Here is an 18772-nt window from a genome sequence, read left to right as displayed (position 1 = left end):
TGGCCGGCGTTGCGGCCTACCTTGGCGATATGTCTCGCTATGTTCGTTATGTTCCTCGGGCCATCAGTCTGGCGGCCTCCGTGGCGCTTGGCGAGCTGCGTCAGGACCCGGTGCGGGCGGCGCTGCTGGCCGTGCGTCTGGTGCCGGAGCGTGCGCGGCGTGGGTTGCGGCCGCTCGAACGGCGGCTGGCCGGGCGCGCCCTGGCGGCAGGGCCGGCCGCGGCGCCCTCCGCTGTGCGGGTGCCCGCGCCCTGGGGGCGGCCGTTTCGTCCGGTGCCGGGCCGGGTGCTCCATCTGGTCACCAACGGGCTGCCGTTCCGGCACGCCGGCTACACCGTGCGCACGCAGAAGCTCGCCGAGGCCCAACTGGCGGCCGGCCTCGACCCGCAGGTCGTGACCCGGATCGGCTTTCCCGTGACGCAGGGGATTCTGGACGCCCGCCCGTCACAGCACGTGAACGGCGTCCCGCAGCACCGGCTGCTGCCGCTGCGGCTGCCGTACGGGCAGGCCGCGTCGCTGGCCCGCAACGCCGAGCTGGCGGCGCGGCTGGTGGAGCGGCTGCGGCCCGCGGTGCTGCATGCCGCGTCCGACCACGGCAACGGGCGCGTGGCGCTCGCCCTGCGGGAGACGTACGGACTGCCGGTGGTCTACGAGGTGCGGGGCTTCTTGGAGGAGACGTGGCTGACGCAGGCGCCGGGCCGCAGCCGGGACGACGAGACGTACCGGACGCGACGCGCCCTGGAGACGACCTGCATGCGCGAGGCCGACCTGGTGCTGACGCTGGGTGAGGCGATGAAGGCCGAGATCGTGGACCGCGGGGTGCCCGAGGAGCGGGTACTGATCGCACCCAACGCCGTCGACGACGACTTCCTGGCCCCACCGCCGGACGGGGCACCCGTGCGCGCCCGGCTCGGCATCGCGCCGGACGAGTTCGTCGTGGGCACCGTCAGCAGCCTCACCCCGCTCGAGGGCATCGGCACATTGCTCCATGCGGGTGAAGAGCTGATCCGGCGTGGAGTCCCGCTGCGACTGCTGATCGTCGGCGACGGCCCGGAGCGCCCCGCGCTGGAGCGACTTGCCGCCCGGCTGGGCCTCGCCGACGGGGTAGTCCTGTTCACCGGCCGGGTGCCGCACGCCCAAGTGCGGCAATTCCACGCGGTGTTGGATGTGTTCGCGGTGCCACGCACCGACGAGCGCGTCTGCCATCTGGTGACCCCGCTCAAGCCTGTCGAGGCGATGGCGAGCGGTGTTCCGGTGGCCGCGAGTGATGTCACCGCACTGCGAGAACTGGTCGAACCGGAGGTGAACGGAAGGCTGATCAAGCCTGAATCACCATATTCCTGGGCTGATGAGATCGAAATACTCCTTTACAGTCGAAAACGGCGCACTGAGTGGGGAGCAGCCGCCCGCGCGACGGTCGCGCGTGACCGCACCTGGAAGCGAGTCGCCGCCACAACCCGTGAGGCGTACCGCGCTCTGGGCAGCCTTGATGCGACGCCTTGACGCAAGGCCTTGATGCGGGGTGAGTCCCATGCAGGTCGAACAGACCGGACCGCTCGGGGAAGAGAGCGAACCGCTCGGGGAAGCAGAACGGCCCGATCACGTGGATCTGGCGGTGATCGGGCTCGGCTACGTCGGACTGCCGCTCGCGCGTGAGGCGGCGTCGGTCGGCCTGAGAGTGGTCGGGCTGGACCGCGACCCCCGGGTCGTGGAAGCGCTCAACACCGGGCACTCCCATGTCGACGACGTCTCCGACGAGGACGTCCGCCGGATGCGGGCGGCCGGCTTCAGCGCGTTCACGGACGAGGACTGCCTGGCCAGCGCGCAGACCGTGGTGATCTGTGTGCCGACGCCGCTCGGCAAGGACGGCGGGCCCGACCTGGCCGCGGTCACCTCCGCCGTGCGGACGGTGGCGGACCGGCTGCGGCCCGGACAGCTGATCGTGCTGGAGTCGACCACCTATCCGGGAACCACCGAGGAGGTCGTACGCCCGCTCCTGGAGGAGTCCGGGCTGCGCATCGGCGTCGACGTCGCGCTGGCGTTCTCGCCCGAGCGCATCGACCCCGGCAACACCGCGCACGGGCTGCGCACCACGCCGAAGGTGGTCGGCGGCTGCACGCCGTCCTGTGCGGCGCGCGCGGTCGCCTTCTACGGCAAGCTCGTCGACACCGTCGTCCAGGCGAAGGGCACCCGCGAGGCCGAGATGGCCAAGCTGCTGGAGAACACCTACCGGCATGTGAACATCGCCCTGGTCAACGAACTCGCCGTGATCAGCCACGAGTTGCACGTCGACCTGTGGGACGCGATCCGCTGCGCCGGCACGAAGCCGTTCGGCTTCCAGGCGTTCCGGCCCAGTCCGGGGGTCGGCGGACACTGCATTCCCATCGACCCCAACTACCTGTCGTACAAGGTGCGTTCCTCGCTGGGCTACGAGTTCCGTTTCGTGGAGCTCGCCCAGGAGATCAACCGGCGGATGCCGGAGTACGTGGTGCGCCGCGCCCAGGACCTCCTCAACACCGCCGGCCGTCCGCTGCACGGCTCCCGGGTGCTGCTGCTGGGCGTCACGTACAAGCCGGACGTGGCCGACCAGCGGGAGTCGCCGGCCGTGCCGGTGGCGCGGCTGCTGCGGGAACGGCAGGCCGAGGTCGCGTTCCACGACCCGCATGTGCGGGTGTGGTCCGTGGACGGGGAGAGCGTCCCGCGCGTGGACGACGTCATGGCGGCGGCACGCGAGCACGACCTGACGATCCTGCTCCAGGACCACTCGGCCTACGACCTGCCGGCTCTGGGCGACGGGGCCCGGATGCTGTTCGACACGCGGGGACGGATCTTCCGGCCCGACGTCGAGGTGCTGTGACCGTCGCCTGCGTCGAAAGGTGCCCTGATGCGGATACTCGTCGTCACCGTCGTCCACCACCCCGAGGACGCGCGGATCCTGCACCGGGAGATCGCCGCCCTGCGGCAGCGCGGCCACCGGGTCGTGTACGCGGCGCCGTTCGCGGCCCGGGAGATGACACCGCGACCGTACGTCGAGGGCGTGGACCTGCCCCGGGCCGCCGGCCGGGACCGCCGTGCCGCCCTGCGCGCGGCCCGCACCCTGCTCGCCCAGCGCGGGCCCAAGGCGGACGTCGTCCTGCTGCACGACCCGGAGTTGCTGCTCGCGCTGCCCGGCACCCTGCGGCGCTGGCGACGCGGCGGACGCGCTCCCGTCACCGTGTGGGACGTGCACGAGGACACAGCGGCGGCGCTGGTGATGAAACGCTGGGTGCCAGGGCCCCTACGGCCGCCGCTGCGGCTGGCCGTACGGGCCGTGGAGCGACTGGCGGAACGGCATCTGCGGCTGCTGCTCGCCGAGGACGCCTACCAGCAGCGCTTCCGCCACCCCCACCCCGTGGTGGGGAACCTCGCGACGGTGCCGCCCGAACCCCCCGAGCCGCCGGGCGACGACCGGGTCGTCTACCTCGGGCACCTGTCGCGGGCTCGCGGCGCTCTGGAACTCATCGAAACGGCACGGCTGCTGGGCCCGGACGTCCGCGTCGAGGTGATCGGCGCGGCGGACCCCGAGGTGCGGGGCCCGCTCACCGAGGCCGACCGGGACGGCGTACTGCGCTGGCACGGCTACCTGCCCAACGACCGCGCCCTCGGTCTGCTCTCCGGCGCCCTGGCCGGCCTGTCCCTCCTGCACGACCAGCCCAACTACCGCCACTCACGGCCCACCAAGGTCGTGGAGTACATGGCCCACGGCGTCCCCGTCGTCACCACACCCACCCCCCTCGCGACCGACCTGGTCGAACGCTACGGCTGCGGCCTCGTCGTCCCCTACGGCGATCCCGCTTCGGCGGCAGCGGCCGTGCGACGCCTGCGCACCGACCCGGAACTGCGCCTGCGTGCGGCCACGCAGGGGTGGGAGGCGGCGCTCGCGGACCTCAACTGGGCCGATCACGCCACCGAGTTCGTGATGTGCCTGGAGACCTGGGTCAAGGAGGCGTCCGCGCCCCCGACACCCGCCATGCGCTGACGGGGCCTCAGCCCCGGTTGGTCCCCTTGGGGATGCCGTACACCCGCTCCACCCGCAACCGCAGCACGAGCCTCCCGTCCCGGACCATCGCCGCCCGGAAGTCGTCCCAGTCGGGGTGCTCGCCCAGGACGTCCCGGTAGAGGCGGACGAGTTCCTCGACCGTGGCGTCGTACGGCTCCTGTGCGACCGGCGCCAGGTCGGCCGTGCCCTCAGCGACGACGTAGGCCCGCCGGTCGGGGCTCGTGACGTGGTACGACGCCCGGGGGTCCCGGCGCAGATTGCGGGTCTTGGCGCGGTCGTCGGTGATCGACACGCGGATGAGCTGCTCGTCGGGGTAGTAGGCGTGACTGACGTTCGACAGCTGCGGCCGGCCGTCACGCTTGAGGGTGACCAGCACCCCGCCGTGACCCTCGGAGAGCAGCGTGAGCAGTGCGTGGTGAGTGGCGTTCCGGGTGGCGTCCTGAGTCATGCCTCCATCAACCCTGTCGGGCGTCCCGGGCATTCCGGCACTCCCCGTAGACACTGTCTACTCGATCATGGTAGACACTGTCTATGTCTCTGCCTGAGCAGGAATCCGATACGGGGCTGCGGGCCCGGCTGGTCGACGTCGGTGTGGAACTCGTGGCGCGGGAGGGCGTGCAGGCGCTCACCCTGCGGGAGATCGCCCGCCGGGCAGGTGTCTCGCACGGCGCGCCGCGCCGCTACTTCCCCACCCACCTGGAGCTGCTCTCGGCGATCGCCCGCCGCGGCTTCGGCGAGCTGGCGGACCGGGCGACTGCTGCCGCGGCGGTGAACAGCGACGGCCCGACGCCACCGCGGGAGCAGCTGACCGCACTGGGCCGCGTCTACCTGGAGTTCGCGCTGGGCAACCCCGGCATGTACGAGCTGATGTTCCGTCATGACCTTTTGGAGAGCGGTCACTTGGGGCTGCGGGACACCAGCCTCCCCCTCTTCGGCCGACTCGTGGATCTCGTCGGCCAGGTGCGCCCCGACGTCGACCCCCGTCCCGTCGCGGGGGCATTGTGGGCCAACCTGCACGGCATCGCCCAGTTGTGGGGCTGGGGCAGTCTCCAACTCGCCACGGGTGCCGACGACTTCGTACCCCTGCTGCGGTCGGCCCTGGACGCCCACCTCGGGGCGGAGAGCGAGTGAACCCGCGTCTCACCCTCGCCGCCGGCATCGTCGGAGCCGTGATCGTCGCACTCGACGGCACCGTCCTGACCGTCGCCCAGCCCGCCCTGCAACGCGACCTGGGCGCCTCCTTCGCACAGGTCCAGTGGACCAGCACCGGCTATCTCATCGCGGTGGCGAGCCTGTTGGTGTTCGCCGGGCGGCTCGGTGACCGGTACGGGCACCATCGGCTCTTCGGTATCGGGATGCTCGGCTTAGGGGCCGCGTCGGCCGGTATCGCGCTGGCGCCCGGCGTCGGATGGGTGATCGGGCTGCGGGTCGTGCAGGGCGTGTTCGGGGCGCTGCTTCAGCCGGCCACGCTCGGGATGCTGCGGGCCGCGTTCCCGCCCGACCGGCTGCGGAAGCCGATCGCCGTGCGGACCGCCGCGATCGGGGCGGCGGCCGCCGCCGGGCCGGTGGTGGGCGGCGCGCTGGTGGCGGGGCCGGGCTGGCGGGCGGCGTTCCTGCTGAATGTCGCGCCCGCCGTCGTCTTCGGCGTGCTCGCCCTCGCCGTCCGGAAGCCCCCGCGCACCACCTCCCCCGCCCGGCTCGACCTGCCCGGCGCCCTGCTGCTCGCGGTGACCCTGGCCTGCCTGGTCCACGCCCTCGTCGCGCTGCCGGGATGGGGCTGGACCGCCGCCACCGCCGCCGTCACAGGTGCCCTCTTCGTCCGGCACGAGCGCCGCGCCACGAGCCCGCTGCTGCCGCCGGACGTCATCGGGTCGGCGGCGGTCGGCTCGGCTCTCGGCATGCTGGTGGCCGCGTCCGCGGCGCTGTCCGGCGCGCTGTTCGTCGGGACGTTCCTGTTGCAGGACACGCTCGGCATGGACGCGTTCCACAGCGCCCTGGTCAGCCTGCCGCTCGCCCTGCTGATGGTCCTCGCCGCGGCCACCTGCGCGGTACTGCTACGCCGGGCCGGGGCCCACCGTACGACCATGGCCGCGATGGCGCTGCTCGCATTCGGCATCCTCGCGCTCTCGACCGCGGGCGCCACTGCCGCTCTGTGCGCCGGGTTCGCCCTGGTGGGGGCCGGGTTCGGCACGGTGATGGTGGCGGCCACCCATGTCGTCGTACGCGAGGCGGCCGTCGAGGCGGCCGGTGTGGCGGGCGGGCTCCAGCAGACCGCGATGAACGTCGGACCGGTGCTGGGCGTGGCCGCCGCGACCGCTCTGATGGGGTCGGGCGCCGGCCCTGAGCTGCCGCTCGGCGTCCTCGCCGCCCTCGCCCTGGCCGGTGCGGCGCTGGGCCGGGGGCTGCCGGGGCGGCACGGCGCGACGATCGACGATCATGGCCAATCGCGGGACCGTACACGCGTTCCTGCGCGACGATGAGTCTGAGGCCGTTCCGGCGGGGTATGCCGGACCGCACCTCGTCGTTCGTATTCGGAGGAGAGCGATGGCACTGCTGAGACAAGAGGTCGACCCGGGTGAGGTCGGGCTGGACGCGAAGGCGCTGGACCGCCTCGACCAGTACTTCGCCCACTACGTCGACGAGGGGCGGATACCCGGCTACCTGGTGGCCGTCGCCCGCCGCGGACGCGTCGCCCACCTCACCACGCACGGCCACCGGGACGTCGCGGCCGGGCTCCCCGTCGAGGCGGACACGCTGTGGCGGATCTACTCCATGACCAAGCCGGTCACGTCGGTGGCCGCGCTGCTGCTGGTCGAGGAGGGCAAGCTGTCACTCAACGACCCGGTCGGCCGCCATCTGCCCGCCTTCGCCGAGCCCCAGGTGTACGTGAGCGGATCCGGCACCGACACGGTGACCCGGCCGGCCGACGGGCCGCTGACCGTCCGGCATCTGATGACCCACACCGCAGGGCTGACCTTCGCCTTCTACCGCACGCATCCCGTCGACGCCCTCTACCGCGACGCCAACCTGGAGTCGGCGGTGCTGCCCGGCTCCGACCTGGCCAGGACGGTCGACGTGTACGCGAGCCTGCCGCTGCAGTTCGAGCCGGGGACGCAGTGGAACTACTCGGTCGCCTCCAACGTCCTGGGCCGGGTCATCGAGGTGGTGTCCGGGCAGCCGCTCGACGAGTTCTTCGCCGAGCGGATCTTCCGGCCGCTCGGGATGACCGACGCAGGGTTCTGCGTGAGCGGCGAACAGGCGGACAGGCTCTCCGAGTTGTACGGCGAGACCGAGAACGGCGGCATCGAGCCGATCCCCGGCCTCCCGCTGCACGGCCGGCCCCGCTTCCTGTCCGGCAGCGGCGGCATGGCGGCCTCCGCGCACGACATCCACCGCTTCATGGAACTGCTGCGCCGCCGCGGCGAACTGGACGGCACCCGTCTGCTCAGCCCCGAGACCGTGGACCTGATGACGTCCAACCACCTCCCGGGCGGCGCCGACCTGCGGTCCTTCGGCAGTCGCCCCGCCCATGACGAGCCCGGCAACGACGGCCTCGGCTTCGGCCTCGGCGTCTCCGTGGTGATCGACCCGACCCGGACGAGGGCTCCGGCCGGCCTCGGCACGTACGGCTGGAGCGGCGTGGCGACCACCACGTTCTGGGTCGACCCGGGCCGCGATCTGACGGTGCAGTTCATGACCCAGGTACGGCCGAAGACCTCGCACACGATGTTCCAGGACCTCAAGCGGCTCGTGCACGAGGCCGTCACGGAAGGCTGAGCCGCCGGTCACCGGTCCACGCGCAGGGTGAACTCCACTCCTTCCAGGGCGAGTTCGCGCAGCCACTCCTCCGAGCGGGCCGCCGTCTCGGCGGCGCGGTTCAGGCCCGCCGGCAGGGAGCCGTCCAGGATGTGCCGGACGCCGAGGGCGAGAGGGCGGGACACACAGCGGGCCATGGCGCTCTCCTCCGCGTCCCCCACCAGGTCCAGCAGGTAACTGCCGGACCAGCTCTGTCCGCCCCCGCCGCGCACATCGAGCGACACGGCGAGGACGACCCGGTCCCGGTCGGCGTCCGTGGTCGGGTAAGCCGCCGCCAACTCCCCCGCCAGAGCGGTGATTCGGGCGTCGTCTCCGGCCTTCAGCTCCTCGAACACGGCGTCCCAGGCCTGCAGCCAGCCCTCCAGGCGCAGGGTGCCCCGCACGAAGGTCTGCGGTTTCCACGCGGGCGGCAACCCGTACTGCTCGACGAACGGAACGCTGTCGCGGTTGGGGTAGACCTCGAACGCCTCCCCGTCGACGACGTGCCGCCGCGTCACCTCCCACGGCCGCTCGGCGACGGTCTCGGCACCGTCCTTGAGGTAACGGGCCGGTGCGCGCAGGGCGTTGAGAACCCCGGCGGGCGCCCAGCTGAAGCGGTACCTGAAGTCGTTCGGGACGGCGGGGACACCGCCGCAGTACGAGGTGAGGCTGTACGAGGCTGCCGTGTCGTCACCGACGGCCGCCCGGGCGCGGCCGACCAGGCAGTGGGCGAAGAGGTGGTCGATGCCCGGATCGAGGCCGGCCTCGGTGAGGACGACGAGCCCGGCCGCTTCGGCCGCGGGCACCTGTTCGACGACGGCGTCCGACACATAGCTGGAGCAGGCGAAGTGGGCCTGCTCCCGGATGCAGGCCGCCAGCAGCCCGGCGTGCTCGGGTGCCGGCAGCATCGATACGACCACGTCGCCCGGCGCCAGTTCGGCCGTGAGCGCGGGGAGCGTGTACGCGCGGGGCTCGGCGCGTCCGGTGAGGCCCAGCCCGGCCAGGGCGTCGGCGGCGCGGTCCGTGGTGCGGTGCCACAGCCGTACGCGGTCGGCCGTGTCGCACAGCCGGGCCAGACCACTGCCGGTGGACAGCCCGGCGCCGACCCAGTGGACGGTGCCGCTCGCGGGCACCCGTGCGGAACTGTCAGCCATGGCGGTACTCCCCTTCTGCTTCTGCGATGCCGAGTTCGCGGCACGCCTGGTGGTACCGGTCCCGACAGCGCCCCCAGGGCCCGCCCGTCTCGAAGTCCAGCAGCTGGGGCAGCAGCGCCGCCGAGAAGTCGGTGCTGGACTCGCGGGGCAGCAGGGAGGGCAGGTTGTCGATGGCGATCAGGTCGAGCGGGGGCTCCTTGCGCAGCCGGCGCACGGGGTCGGTCCAGTCGGTGGTGCGGTCGTAGATCGGCAGGACGTTCAGGGGGGAGCCGACGTCGACGGTGACGTCGCAGAGGGTGCGCAGCCGGCGCGCGGGGTCGTCGAGGTCCTGCTCGCGCAGGAAGGGCGGGATCGGGGTGGTGGCGAGGACTGCGTTGACCAGCACGTCGTGCGCGAGCAGGGCCGGGCGGTCCAGGTCGCGGGTCTCGGCGAGGTCCCAGGGCGTGGCCGCCTCGACGCCCGCGGTCATCAGCGCGAGGCGTGCGCCCCGGCCGCTGCGGCCCAGGGCGCCGATCACGAGCGCGGTGAACTCCGCGTCGTCGGAGGCGGGTTGCAGGGTCGCGTCCAGCTCCTCCTTGGACGTCGGGGTGAGCGGCGCGACGAGCTTCCCGCGGTGCTGGAGGACGGCGAGGGCGGCACCGAGATAGCCGGCCCAGAAGCCGAAGGCGGCGAGACGACGGCCGTCGTCGTCCACCAGGTACTCCAGGTCGAGCAGGACGCCGCCGCCCCGGGCGAACCGGCGCAGCAGGTCCCCGGCGCCGGGCTGCTGCTTGTAGGCGTGGCCGAAGCAGATGTGCCGGTGGGTGAGCTCGCCGGGCCGGTCCGGGAGTTCCTTCAGCCCGATGACCACGGCCTGATCGGGCGCCGACACCCAGGAGCCCGCGGGCGCGACCCGGCAGCCGACCGCCTCGTACTCCTCGACGGGGAAGATCCGCTGCGGGGATTCCTCGACCGTCAGCGTCACCCCGCTCTCGACGAGCCGGCGTGCGTCGGCCGGCACGATCGGAGTGCGTCGCTCGGTGGAACGGACCTCGTGGCGCAGCCACAGATGGAGATCGGTCATACGCGGTTGGCCTCCGGGCGCGGGGCGTCGGCCATGAACCGGCCGGCACTCAAGGGGCTGACGTCCACGAAGGGTACGCGGCCGAGGTACAGGTCACGGATGACCTCGCCGACGGCCGGTCCCTGCAGAAAGCCATGGCCGGAGAAGCCGGTCGCATACAGAAACCGGGATACGGAAGTCGCCTCACCGATCAGCGCATTGTGGTCCGGCGTGACCTCGTACAGGCCCGCCCAGCCTCCCGTGCGGCGCAGGTCGAGCAGGGCGGGGGCGCGGTGCTCCATGGCCTCGGTCAGGCGGGGGATCCAGCGGTCGTGGGTGTCGGTGGCGAAGCCGGGGCGCTCGTCGGGGTCCGACATGCCGAGGAGGAGGCCGGGGCCCTCGGTGTGGAAGTAGAGGCTGGTGGTGAAGTCGATCGTCATGGGCAGCTGCGGCGGCAGTCCGGTGACCGGTTCGGTGACCGCGATCTGGCGGCGCAGCGGCACCACGGGCAGGTCCACGCCGACCATCGCCCCGATCGTGCGCGACCAGGGGCCGGCCGCGCAGATCACCGTGTCGGTGGCGATGCGTCCGATGGTCGTCGTCACGGCGGTGATCCGGTCGCCGTGCAGTTCGATGCCGGTGACGTCGTTGTGGCGTAAGAGCCGCGCCCCGTGCTCGCGTGCTGCGGACGCGTAGCCGTGGACGACGGACTCGGGGGTGCAGTGACCGTCGTCAGGCGAGAACGCGGCCGCCAGCAGTCCGTCGGTGGTGATCAGCGGGGACAGCCGCTGCGCCTCGGCGGGGTCGATCATGCGGCTCGGCACGCCGAGGGCGTTCTGCAGCCGGACGCCCGCCTCGAAGCCGGCGACCTCCTCCGGCGTGGACAGCAGGAACAGATAGCCGACCCGGTGCAGCCCGATGTCGTGGCCGGTCTCGTCCTCGAACCGGCCGAACGCCTCCAGGCTGCGTGCCCCGAGCTGGATGTTGAGCTCGTCGGAGAACTGCGCCCGCACGCCCCCGGCCGCCTTGGACGTGGACCCGGACGCCAGTTCGTCCCGCTCGACGAGGACGACGTCCCGGACACCCGCACGGGCGAGGTGACAGGCGATGCTGGTCCCCATCACACCGCCGCCGATGACGACGACACTCGCATGCATGTTCACGGGCCCACCTTCCTGGAAGTCGTCGGTCGTTCCCTCTTCCTGTCCGGATGGGCCGCGCGGCAATCAGGACAGGTGCGCGACCGCGTCCAGATGGGGCAGGTGGTGGTCGAGGCGCTCACGCTTGGTGCGCAGGTAGGTGATGTTGCTCTCGCACGGCGGGATCAGCAGCGGGACCTGCTCGGCGATCTGGATGCCGTGCCGCAGCAACGCGTCGCGCTTGCGCGGGTTGTTCGACATGAGGCGGACGCTGTTCACGCCCAGGTCGTGCAGGATTCCGGCGGCGACGCCGTAGTCGCGGGCGTCCACGGGCAGGCCGAGCGCGAGGTTGGCCTCGACGGTGTCCAGGCCCTCCGCCTGCAGGGCCATCGCCCGCAGTTTGCCGAGCAGACCGATGCCGCGGCCCTCGTGGCCCCGCAGGTAGACGACGATGCCGCTCCCCTCGGCGACGACGGCGCGCAGCGCGGAGGCCAGCTGGTCACCGCATTCGCAGTGCTGGGATCCGAAGGCGTCGCCGGTCAGGCACTCGGAGTGCAGTCGGGTGAGGACGTTCTCCGCGCCTATCTCGCCGTAAACCAGGGCCACTTGCTCGTCACCGCGGTCGTGGTCGAGGTAGCCGATCGCACGGAATTCCCCGTACACGGTGGGCAAGGGGGCATTCACCACGCGTTCCACGCCGGAACGCTGCGTCCGCTGTGCGGACTTCTTGCCGAGGACGCCAATTTTATCTGTCATGATTCTTCAGTTCCTAAGCAGAGACGAAAGGCCGGAAAAGATGAGTGATTCGCAGACGTGGCCGGCGGCACACTCGCTGGTGCCGGCGGACACCACCGAGGACGTACGGACGCGGGGCGCGGGACTCGCGCGACAGGTCGCGGTCCTGCCCGTCGGAAGCTTCGAGCAGCACGGCCCGTACCTTCCGCTGGCGACCGACACGCTCGTGGCCTGCGCCATCGCGCGCGAGATAGCCGCCGCACATCCGGTGCACCTCCTTCCGCCGGTGACGATCTCCTGCTCGCACGAGCACGCGGCCTGGCCGGGGACCGTGAGCATCTCCTCCGTGACCCTTCATGCGGTGATACGGGACATAGCGGCTTCGCTCCGCCGGTCCGGTGTCGACGCTCTGGTGCTGGTCAACGGGCACGGCGGGAACTACGTACTGGGCAATGTCGTTCAGGAGTCCTCCGCGCGCGGTGAGCGAATGGCGTTGTTCCCGGCCCCGGAGGACTGGGAGGCGGCACGGGAGCGGGCGGGGGTGGAGACCTCGCTGCTCACCGACATGCACGCGGGGGAAATTGAGACCTCCATCCTTCTGCACACTCATCCCGAATTGATCCGACCCGGTTATGAGACTTCCGATTTCGTGGCGGACGACCGCCGTCAGCTACTCACCCTCGGTATGTCCGCCTATACCGATTCGGGTGTCATAGGCCGCCCTTCGCTGGGTTCCGCGGAAAAGGGGAAGCGCCTGCTGGCGAGCCTCGCGGATTCCTTCGGCGCGTATGTGTCACTGCTGACCTCCGCGGACGATTCCGTACGGGACACGGGAGACGCACGAAAATAGCGGCTGGGCTCGGGGTCCGCTACGGCTGCGGCGGACCCGGAGTCCGTGCGCAGGCCGGTGTACCAGCGGGCGACGAGGACGAGGACGCCGGGCAGGGCGGCCACGAAGCTGAGGACGCCGTACACCACGGCGACGGCCAGTCCGGTGTCGGCGCCGAGCCCGGCGGCGCCGAACGCCCAGGCGGTGGCGCCCTCGCGGGGACCGAACCCGCCGACGTTCAGGGGCACGCCCATGGCGAGCAGGGCCAGGACGGCGAGCGGCAGCAGGGCGGCCACGGAGGCGGCGGAACCGGCGATCCTCGCGGCGAGCACGAACATGGCGATGTGGCCGGCGAGGACGACGACGGAGGACACGGCGACGCCCGGACCGTTGCGGCGGGACAGCAGGGCCTCGCGGGCCTCACCGAGAGTCGTACGCACGGCTGTCGGCTTGGTCCGGTCGCGGCGGGACGGCGCGCGGTTCATGCGCAGGGCGGCCACGACGGCGAGCGCGCCCACGGCGGCGAGCAGGATGAGCGGCGTGAGGTCGCGGGCCTCGTTCAGCACCGGGGACGGCATGGTCAGCAGCACGACGGCGCCGACGACGGCGAGGACGACCTGGCCGGCGGTCCGTTCGAGCACGACCGCACGGACACCGCGCCCCATGTCACCGGCGCTCTGCCCGTGCCGCACCGCCCGGTGCACATCGCCGAGGACGCCGCCCGGGAGGGCGGCGTTGAGGAACAGGGCGCGGTAATAGTCGGCGACGGCCGGCCCGAGCGGCAGCCGGATCCGCAGCCCGCGTGCCACCAGCTGCCAGCGCCACGCGCTGAACACGGTGGTGACGAGCCCGATCCCGAGCGCCGCGACCAGCGCCGTCGCATCGATCCGGCGCAGCCCGTCGAGGAAGACGCCGGTACCGAGCCGCCAGAACAGCGCGACGAGGATGGCGACGCCGACGGCCGTGCCCAGATGGGTGCGGACGGCGGGGGTGTTGAGACGGGCCAGGCGGGTGCGCAGGCGGGGTCGGCCCGGCTGTGCCTCGGGCTGGGTGCCGAGTCGGGTGGCAGGGCCCGCCTCCGGGACCACGGCGGCCCCGTTCACGGCACAGGCCTTCACTCGCCGTTCTCGCGCCTTGGCGCCGGGTCGCGTGACGCGGGCCCCGGCCACCGTCTCCACGCTCATGACGCTCCGCCTGTCGGTCGCACCAGTGCCAGCAGGTCGCTGTGGTGGACCACGACACTCAACTCGCCCGCCTGGCAGGCGGCGAGGCGGTCCTGCAGATAGCGGTCGGCGCGCTCGCGCAGGTCGGGGCGCTGCTCGACCGCGGCGCCGACCCAGCCGCGCAGCCACTGGGCGGTGAGCGCGGACTCGTCGGGGCCGAGCCGCCACGGGCTCGGGTGCACCTGGACGGTCGCGCCGTGCTCGGAGAAGGCCTCCGCCGCCGCAGTGATCGCGTCCGGGCCCAGCATCCCCGAACGCCGCTGGTGGGCGTTGAACGCCTCCGCGATCTCCTGGTCCAGCGGGTCGGACGGGGTGAGTTCGACGCGGCCGGCGACGGAGAGTGTCAGCAGCGCCGGGCAGCCCGCGCCCGCGCAGGCGGCGGCGAGGGTGTCGACCTCCTCGCGGGTGAGGACGTCGAGCAGTGCGGAGGCGGTCACCAGCGAGGCACCGGCGAGGCTGTCCGGGGTGAGGCGGCCGACGTCGCCACGGCGCGTCTCGACGGTGATCCGGCTGCCGTCCGCGGAGGAGCGCGGGGAGGCCACGGCGGCGAAGTGCAGGAGGTAGGGGTCGCGGTCGTGCAGGACCCAGTGCTGAGCGCCGTCCAGGTGGGGCGCCAGCCAGCGGCCCATGGAGCCGGTGCCGCAGCCGACGTCGTGAATCACCAGTCCGGCCCGTCCGGGCAGGTTGGCGAGCCGGATCCGCAGCGGGTCGAGCAAGTCGTGCGCCCGCGCGACGGCGTCGGCGCCTTCCCGCAGCTCCAGCCACTCGGGGGCGTAGCGGGGCGGGTCGTCCGACCCGGCGTCCCTGAGCCGCACGGTCGCCCGCTCGCCGGGACCGAGGCTGGGCCCGGCCCCGAGGATCACGGCGTCCGCGTCAGGTGCCGCCGGTACGGATACGCCGTCCATCGCGTCCTCCGTCGAAACGGCCCCGCTCTGCGGTGCGGGATCGCGCGGTCCCGGCTGGGCCGGAATCGCCCCTCCGCTCTGTGCCGTTGCCGTGTCCCTCATGCGACCCTCCGGGGTTCGTTCGGCAGTCGGCCCAATACCGAGGCCAGGCTGCGGGCCGTGCCGGCCCAGCCGTTCAGGGCGGCCCGGCGTCCCCGGGCAGCCGCCTTCAGTCGGCGTCGTACGTCCGCCTCCCCGAACCAGCCGCGCAGTTCGGCGGCGATCGCGGCGGGGTTCTCCGGCGGGACGAGAATGCCGGGGACACCGCCGTCGGGGGCCCGGCCGACCGCCTCCGGCAGTCCGCCGACGTCCGTCGCGAGCACCGGGATGCCGCGCCCGAGCGCTTCCGTCACCGCCATGCCGTACGTCTCGGCGTAGGAGGTGAGCACCATCAGGTCGGCGGCGTTGTAGCTGGCGTCGAGTTCCGCGCCGGCCTGCGGGCCTGCAAGGACCAGCCGGTCCTCGAGCCCGTGCTTCGCGATCAGGGACCGCAGTTCGGCCACGTACTCGAGGTCCTGGTTCAGCGGGCCCACGCAGACGCAGCTCCACGGCAGGTCGGTCACCGACGCCAGTGCCTCGACCAGCCGGTGCTGTCCCTTGCGGGGTGTCACGGCGGCCACGCACAGCAGGCGGGACACGCCGTCGGTGCCGGACGCGAGGGGTGCGATGTCGGCGCCGGGGGCGGCGACATGGACCCGGTCGGGCGCGAGGCCGTGGTGGGAGACGAGGCGGCGGACGGCCCAGTCGCTGGTGGCGATCACTGCGGGAACGGCCCGCAGGACCGTGCGTTCCCGGGCGTCCAGCTCCGTGGCGACGGCGGGCTCCAGTCCCGTCTCGTCGCCGAGCGGCAGATGGACGAGGACCGCGAGGTTCAGCCGCTCCGCCTCCGGGACGATGATCTCGGGCACCCCGCAGGCGACCAGTCCGTCCAGCAGGACGACGGTCCCGTCGGGGAACTCCCGCAGTGTGCGCGCGAGTTCGGCGTGGTCCGCCGCACCGGGGAGCGGCCAGCTGCCGTCCACCGCGTGCTTGTGCACCTGCCAGCCGAAGCCGGGCAGATCCAGACTCACCCGCCGGTCATAGGCGTTGCCGCCGCTCGGCGCGGACGCGTCGTCGACGCCGCCCGGCATCACGAAGTGCACGGAGCGCAGGGACATGGGGATGATCTCGGCGTTCTTCAGGGCGGAGTGCTGCACCGGCAGATAGCCGAGCGCCACCTTCTCCGACTTCTCCGGAGCCTTTTCCACGGCGACGGCCTTCTCCAGGGTCACGTCGGTCACAGAGCACGCTCATAACTCGCCCATGCGACATGCGACTCGTGCAGCGTGACCGTGAGGCCCGCGAGGCCCTTGGCGCCCTCGCCCAGCGCACCCTTCTCGATCCGCTCGGCGAGCCGGTCGGCGATGACCTTGGCCAGGAACTCGGTGGAGGTGTTGATCCCGGCGAAGACGGGTTCGTTGTCGAGGTTTCGGTAGTTCAGCTCACCTACGACGGCTCCCAGTTCCTGTGTGGCCAGACCGATGTCGACGACGATGTTGTCGTCGTCCAACTGCTCGCGCCGGAATGTGGCGTCCACCAGGAACGTCGCTCCATGCAGGCGCTGCGCGGGTCCGAAGACGTCGCCGCGGAAGCTGTGGGCGATCATGATGTGATCGCGGACGGTGATGCTGAACAACGGACGACCCTCCAGGTGCGGTGCGCTCCTCATCCCCGCCGATCGGCTGCCGGGGATGCCGTGTAGTACGGCTCTTCGCTTCCCGTTGTTCAGCCGTCTCTCACTCTTTTCTCAGGTCAGGCGCTCTTGTCGTCCCGACTTGAACGAGTCCGTCAGGGCGTGTCCGAGTCCTGTCACGGCGTGTCGGAGTACCTGACACGGTGACACAGCGCCGGAATCTCCCCGGAGGCGAGCTTCGGCATCACCTCGGGCAGCTCCGCGAAAGCGCTCTCCCCGGTGACGAGCGCGTCGAGGGCCGGGTCGGCGAGCAGGTCGAGGGCGAGGGCGAGCCGGTCGGCGTACGTCCGGCCGGCACTGCGGGCCGGGGAGACGGTGCCGACCTGGCTGCTGCGGATGACGAGCCGCCTGGAGTGGAAGGCCTCGCCGAGCGGCAGGCCGACCGTCCGGTCGCCGTACCAGCTGAGTTCGACGACCGTGCCCTCGGGGCGGAGCAGCTCGAGCGACCGGGCGAGGCCCTGCTCGGTGGCGCTGGCATGGACGACCAGGTCGCAGTCGCCGAGCGCCTCGTCGGGCGTGGCGAAGGCGATCCCGAGAGCCGCGGCGACCTCGGCCCGGCGCGGATCGGCGTCGACCAACTGCAGCCGCACCCCCGGGAAGCGGGCCAGCAGGGCGGCCACCGAGCAGCCGACCATGCCGCCGCCGACCACGGCGATCCGGTCACCGACCAGGGGCGCGGCGTCCCACAGCGCGTTGACGGCGGTCTCGACGGTGCCGGCGAGGACGGCTCGTGCGGCGGGCACGGTGTCCGGTACGACGGTGACGGCACTCGCGGGAACGACGTACCGCGTCTGATGCGGGTACAGGCAGAAGACAGTACGGCCGACCAGTGCCGTCGGCCCCTCCTCGACCACCCCGACGCTGAGATAGCCGTACTTCACCGGTGCGGGAAAATCGCCCTCCTGGAAAGGCGCCCGCATGGCCGCGTGCTGGCTCTCCGGAACCCCACCACGGAACACGAGCGTCTCCGTGCCCCGGCTGACTCCCGAGTACAGCGACCGCACCAGTACATCGCCCTCGCCCGGCTCCGGAAGGGTGACCTCCCGGATCTCTCCTTCACCCGGATAGCGGAGCCAGAACGCACGTGCGGCGCGGTTCATCGGAATCCTCCTGAACGATCGTGAAGCCGTGCACGTACCGAGGTGTGCACAGGTCGCGCACAGTACGCGGCCTTGATCGACTCTGTCATCTGGCCGGAGGAATGTGCGGTGGCCCTGAACAACACTTACGACGCGAGGCTGGTCCAGCAGGAGACCGCTGTGGGAGCGGGCGTGCAGATCCTGTTGCTGGCCCTGCTCGGTTCGGCGATCGGCATGGGGCCGGCGGGCTGGCTGACCGGCCTCGTCTTCGCCATCGCCACCTGGGCGCTGCTCTCGCTGGCCCTGCACCGATCCAGGCTGCGGTCCTTCGGCCCGGCGAACCGGGTCACCCTCGGCCGCGCGACGCTGGTGGGCGGCGTCACGGCGCTGGTCGCGGACTCCTTCCAGAGTTCACCGCCGGTGACGTTGTTCGTCGGCCTGACGGCGGTCGCCCTGATCCTCGACGGCGTGGACGGCAAGGTGGCCCGCCGTACGGGCACGTCGACCGCCCTGGGCGCACGCTTCGACATGGAGGTGGACGCGTTCCTCATCCTGGTGCTGAGCGTGTACGTCTCGATGTCGCTGGGTCCCTGGGTGCTCCTCATCGGTGCCATGCGCTACGGCTTCGTCGCCGCCGCCCGCGTCTGGCCGTGGCTGAACGCCGCGCTCCCGCCGAGCACGGCCCGCAAGACGGTCGCCGCGATGCAGGGGGTGTTCCTGCTCATGGCCGCGTCCGGCCTCTTCCCGTACCTGGCGACGTTCGCGGTCACCGCGACGGCGCTGGCGGCGCTGGTCTGGTCGTTCGGCCGGGACATCCTGTGGCTGTACCGGAACCGGCCGTCGCGCGTGCGGCGGGCGCCGGTGGCCGAGGTACGGGAGCTGGTGGCGTCCTGACGGGTCGGTCGTCGGGCGGCACCGGGGGCGCCGTGGACGGCAGTCAGCCGTCGAGCGGCATCCGGTACACCGTCGAGCCCCTTGCCGCGAACCCCAGACGTTCGTACAGCTTGTTCGCCGAGGCCCGGCCCCGTGTCCGCCCTCGGTCGGCTGCTGTGCCGCAGAGCC

General features: G+C 72.2%; 17 protein-coding genes and 1 pseudogene. 8 read left to right on the top strand and 10 right to left on the bottom strand.

Annotated features, from left to right (window positions below; genetic code table 11):
* The first annotated feature begins 29 nt into the window (after window positions 1-29).
* From ACZ7M7_RS13180 to ACZ7M7_RS13170, 3 genes are read left to right on the top strand one after another with little or no spacing between them, the layout of a single operon-like run.
* Window positions 30-1502 (top strand): glycosyltransferase family 4 protein, encoded by a 1473-nt coding sequence (locus ACZ7M7_RS13180; RefSeq protein ID WP_472115757.1) that lies wholly within the window; start codon window positions 30-32, stop codon window positions 1500-1502.
* 28 nt (window positions 1503-1530) lie between these two features.
* The gene (locus ACZ7M7_RS13175) at window positions 1531-2856 is read left to right on the top strand and encodes a nucleotide sugar dehydrogenase (protein WP_472115754.1); all 1326 of its coding nucleotides are present in this window, start codon (window positions 1531-1533) and stop codon (window positions 2854-2856) included.
* A 27-nt stretch (window positions 2857-2883) separates the two neighbouring features.
* Entirely contained in the window at window positions 2884-4017 is a 1134-nt protein-coding gene (locus ACZ7M7_RS13170; RefSeq protein ID WP_383600832.1) for a glycosyltransferase, read from the top strand.
* Between the two features lie 7 nt (window positions 4018-4024).
* On the opposite strand, the gene ACZ7M7_RS13165 is transcribed toward ACZ7M7_RS13170, so the two are convergent.
* Complete coding sequence (locus tag ACZ7M7_RS13165) at window positions 4025-4486, bottom strand: PPOX class F420-dependent oxidoreductase (protein ID WP_472115751.1); 462 nt, start codon at window positions 4484-4486, stop codon at window positions 4025-4027.
* An 83-nt stretch (window positions 4487-4569) separates the two neighbouring features.
* On the opposite strand from ACZ7M7_RS13165, the gene ACZ7M7_RS13160 reads away from it, so the two are divergent.
* The 3 genes from ACZ7M7_RS13160 (at window position 4570) to ACZ7M7_RS13150 (ending at window position 7815) form a co-directional block, all read left to right on the top strand.
* Window positions 4570-5169: a TetR/AcrR family transcriptional regulator gene (locus ACZ7M7_RS13160; protein WP_472115748.1), complete on the top strand. Its 600-nt coding sequence runs from the start codon at window positions 4570-4572 to the stop codon at window positions 5167-5169.
* Window positions 5166-6518, top strand: a complete 1353-nt coding sequence (locus ACZ7M7_RS13155) for an MFS transporter (protein WP_472115745.1) — start codon at window positions 5166-5168, stop codon at window positions 6516-6518. Before ACZ7M7_RS13160 ends, ACZ7M7_RS13155 begins: the two co-directional genes overlap by 4 nt.
* 64 nt (window positions 6519-6582) lie before the next feature.
* On the top strand, window positions 6583-7815 hold the full coding sequence (locus ACZ7M7_RS13150) for a serine hydrolase domain-containing protein (RefSeq protein WP_472115742.1): 1233 nt from the start codon (window positions 6583-6585) through the stop codon (window positions 7813-7815).
* Window positions 7816-7823: 8 nt separating this feature from the next.
* Here ACZ7M7_RS13150 and ACZ7M7_RS13145 read toward each other — a convergent pair whose 3' ends face one another.
* The 4 genes from ACZ7M7_RS13145 to ribA form a co-directional block, all read right to left on the bottom strand.
* Window positions 7824-8987 (bottom strand): saccharopine dehydrogenase family protein, encoded by a 1164-nt coding sequence (locus ACZ7M7_RS13145; protein ID WP_472115740.1) that lies wholly within the window; start codon window positions 8985-8987, stop codon window positions 7824-7826.
* Entirely contained in the window at window positions 8980-10050 is a 1071-nt protein-coding gene (locus tag ACZ7M7_RS13140; protein ID WP_383600849.1) for a saccharopine dehydrogenase, read from the bottom strand. The genes ACZ7M7_RS13145 and ACZ7M7_RS13140 overlap by 8 nt, the downstream gene beginning before the upstream one ends.
* Window positions 10047-11186, bottom strand: coding sequence for an NAD(P)/FAD-dependent oxidoreductase (locus ACZ7M7_RS13135; protein WP_472116644.1), 1140 nt, complete (start codon window positions 11184-11186; stop codon window positions 10047-10049). The genes ACZ7M7_RS13140 and ACZ7M7_RS13135 overlap by 4 nt, the downstream gene beginning before the upstream one ends.
* Window positions 11187-11255: 69 nt before the next feature.
* Window positions 11256-11924, bottom strand: a complete 669-nt coding sequence (gene ribA / locus ACZ7M7_RS13130) for a GTP cyclohydrolase II (RefSeq protein WP_383600852.1) — start codon at window positions 11922-11924, stop codon at window positions 11256-11258.
* A 40-nt stretch (window positions 11925-11964) separates the two neighbouring features.
* On the opposite strand from ribA, the gene ACZ7M7_RS13125 reads away from it, so the two are divergent.
* The gene (locus ACZ7M7_RS13125) at window positions 11965-12753 is read left to right on the top strand and encodes a creatininase family protein (protein WP_383600855.1); all 789 of its coding nucleotides are present in this window, start codon (window positions 11965-11967) and stop codon (window positions 12751-12753) included.
* Window positions 12754-12902: 149 nt separating this feature from the next.
* Here ACZ7M7_RS13125 and ACZ7M7_RS13120 read toward each other — a convergent pair.
* The 5 genes and pseudogenes from ACZ7M7_RS13120 to ACZ7M7_RS13100 form a co-directional block, all read right to left on the bottom strand.
* Window positions 12903-13916, bottom strand: a pseudogene (locus ACZ7M7_RS13120) (lysylphosphatidylglycerol synthase transmembrane domain-containing protein); the annotation flags it as partial.
* A complete protein-coding gene (locus ACZ7M7_RS13115; RefSeq protein ID WP_383601219.1) occupies window positions 13913-14860 on the bottom strand; it encodes a class I SAM-dependent methyltransferase in 948 nt (315 codons plus the stop codon). The pseudogene ACZ7M7_RS13120 and the gene ACZ7M7_RS13115, both read right to left, overlap by 4 nt.
* A 98-nt stretch (window positions 14861-14958) precedes the next feature.
* Window positions 14959-16179 carry a glycosyltransferase family 4 protein gene (locus tag ACZ7M7_RS13110; RefSeq protein ID WP_472115736.1) on the bottom strand — a complete coding sequence of 407 codons (1221 nt, stop codon included), beginning with the start codon at window positions 16177-16179 and terminating at the stop codon, window positions 14959-14961.
* Window positions 16176-16574 (bottom strand): 6-pyruvoyl trahydropterin synthase family protein, encoded by a 399-nt coding sequence (locus tag ACZ7M7_RS13105; RefSeq protein WP_383600860.1) that lies wholly within the window; start codon window positions 16572-16574, stop codon window positions 16176-16178. Before ACZ7M7_RS13105 ends, ACZ7M7_RS13110 begins: the two co-directional genes overlap by 4 nt.
* Before the next feature lie 173 nt (window positions 16575-16747).
* Window positions 16748-17731, bottom strand: a complete 984-nt coding sequence (locus ACZ7M7_RS13100) for a zinc-dependent alcohol dehydrogenase (protein ID WP_451173161.1) — start codon at window positions 17729-17731, stop codon at window positions 16748-16750.
* A 108-nt stretch (window positions 17732-17839) separates the two neighbouring features.
* On the opposite strand from ACZ7M7_RS13100, the gene ACZ7M7_RS13095 reads away from it, so the two are divergent.
* Window positions 17840-18604, top strand: coding sequence for a CDP-alcohol phosphatidyltransferase family protein (locus ACZ7M7_RS13095; protein ID WP_383623355.1), 765 nt, complete (start codon window positions 17840-17842; stop codon window positions 18602-18604).
* The last annotated feature ends 168 nt before the right edge of the window (window positions 18605-18772 follow it).

This window comes from Streptomyces sp. NPDC111606 (assembly GCF_055656945.1).
The sequence above is the reverse complement of the archived record's forward strand: the minus strand, read 5'-3'. Positions and strand labels throughout refer to the sequence as shown.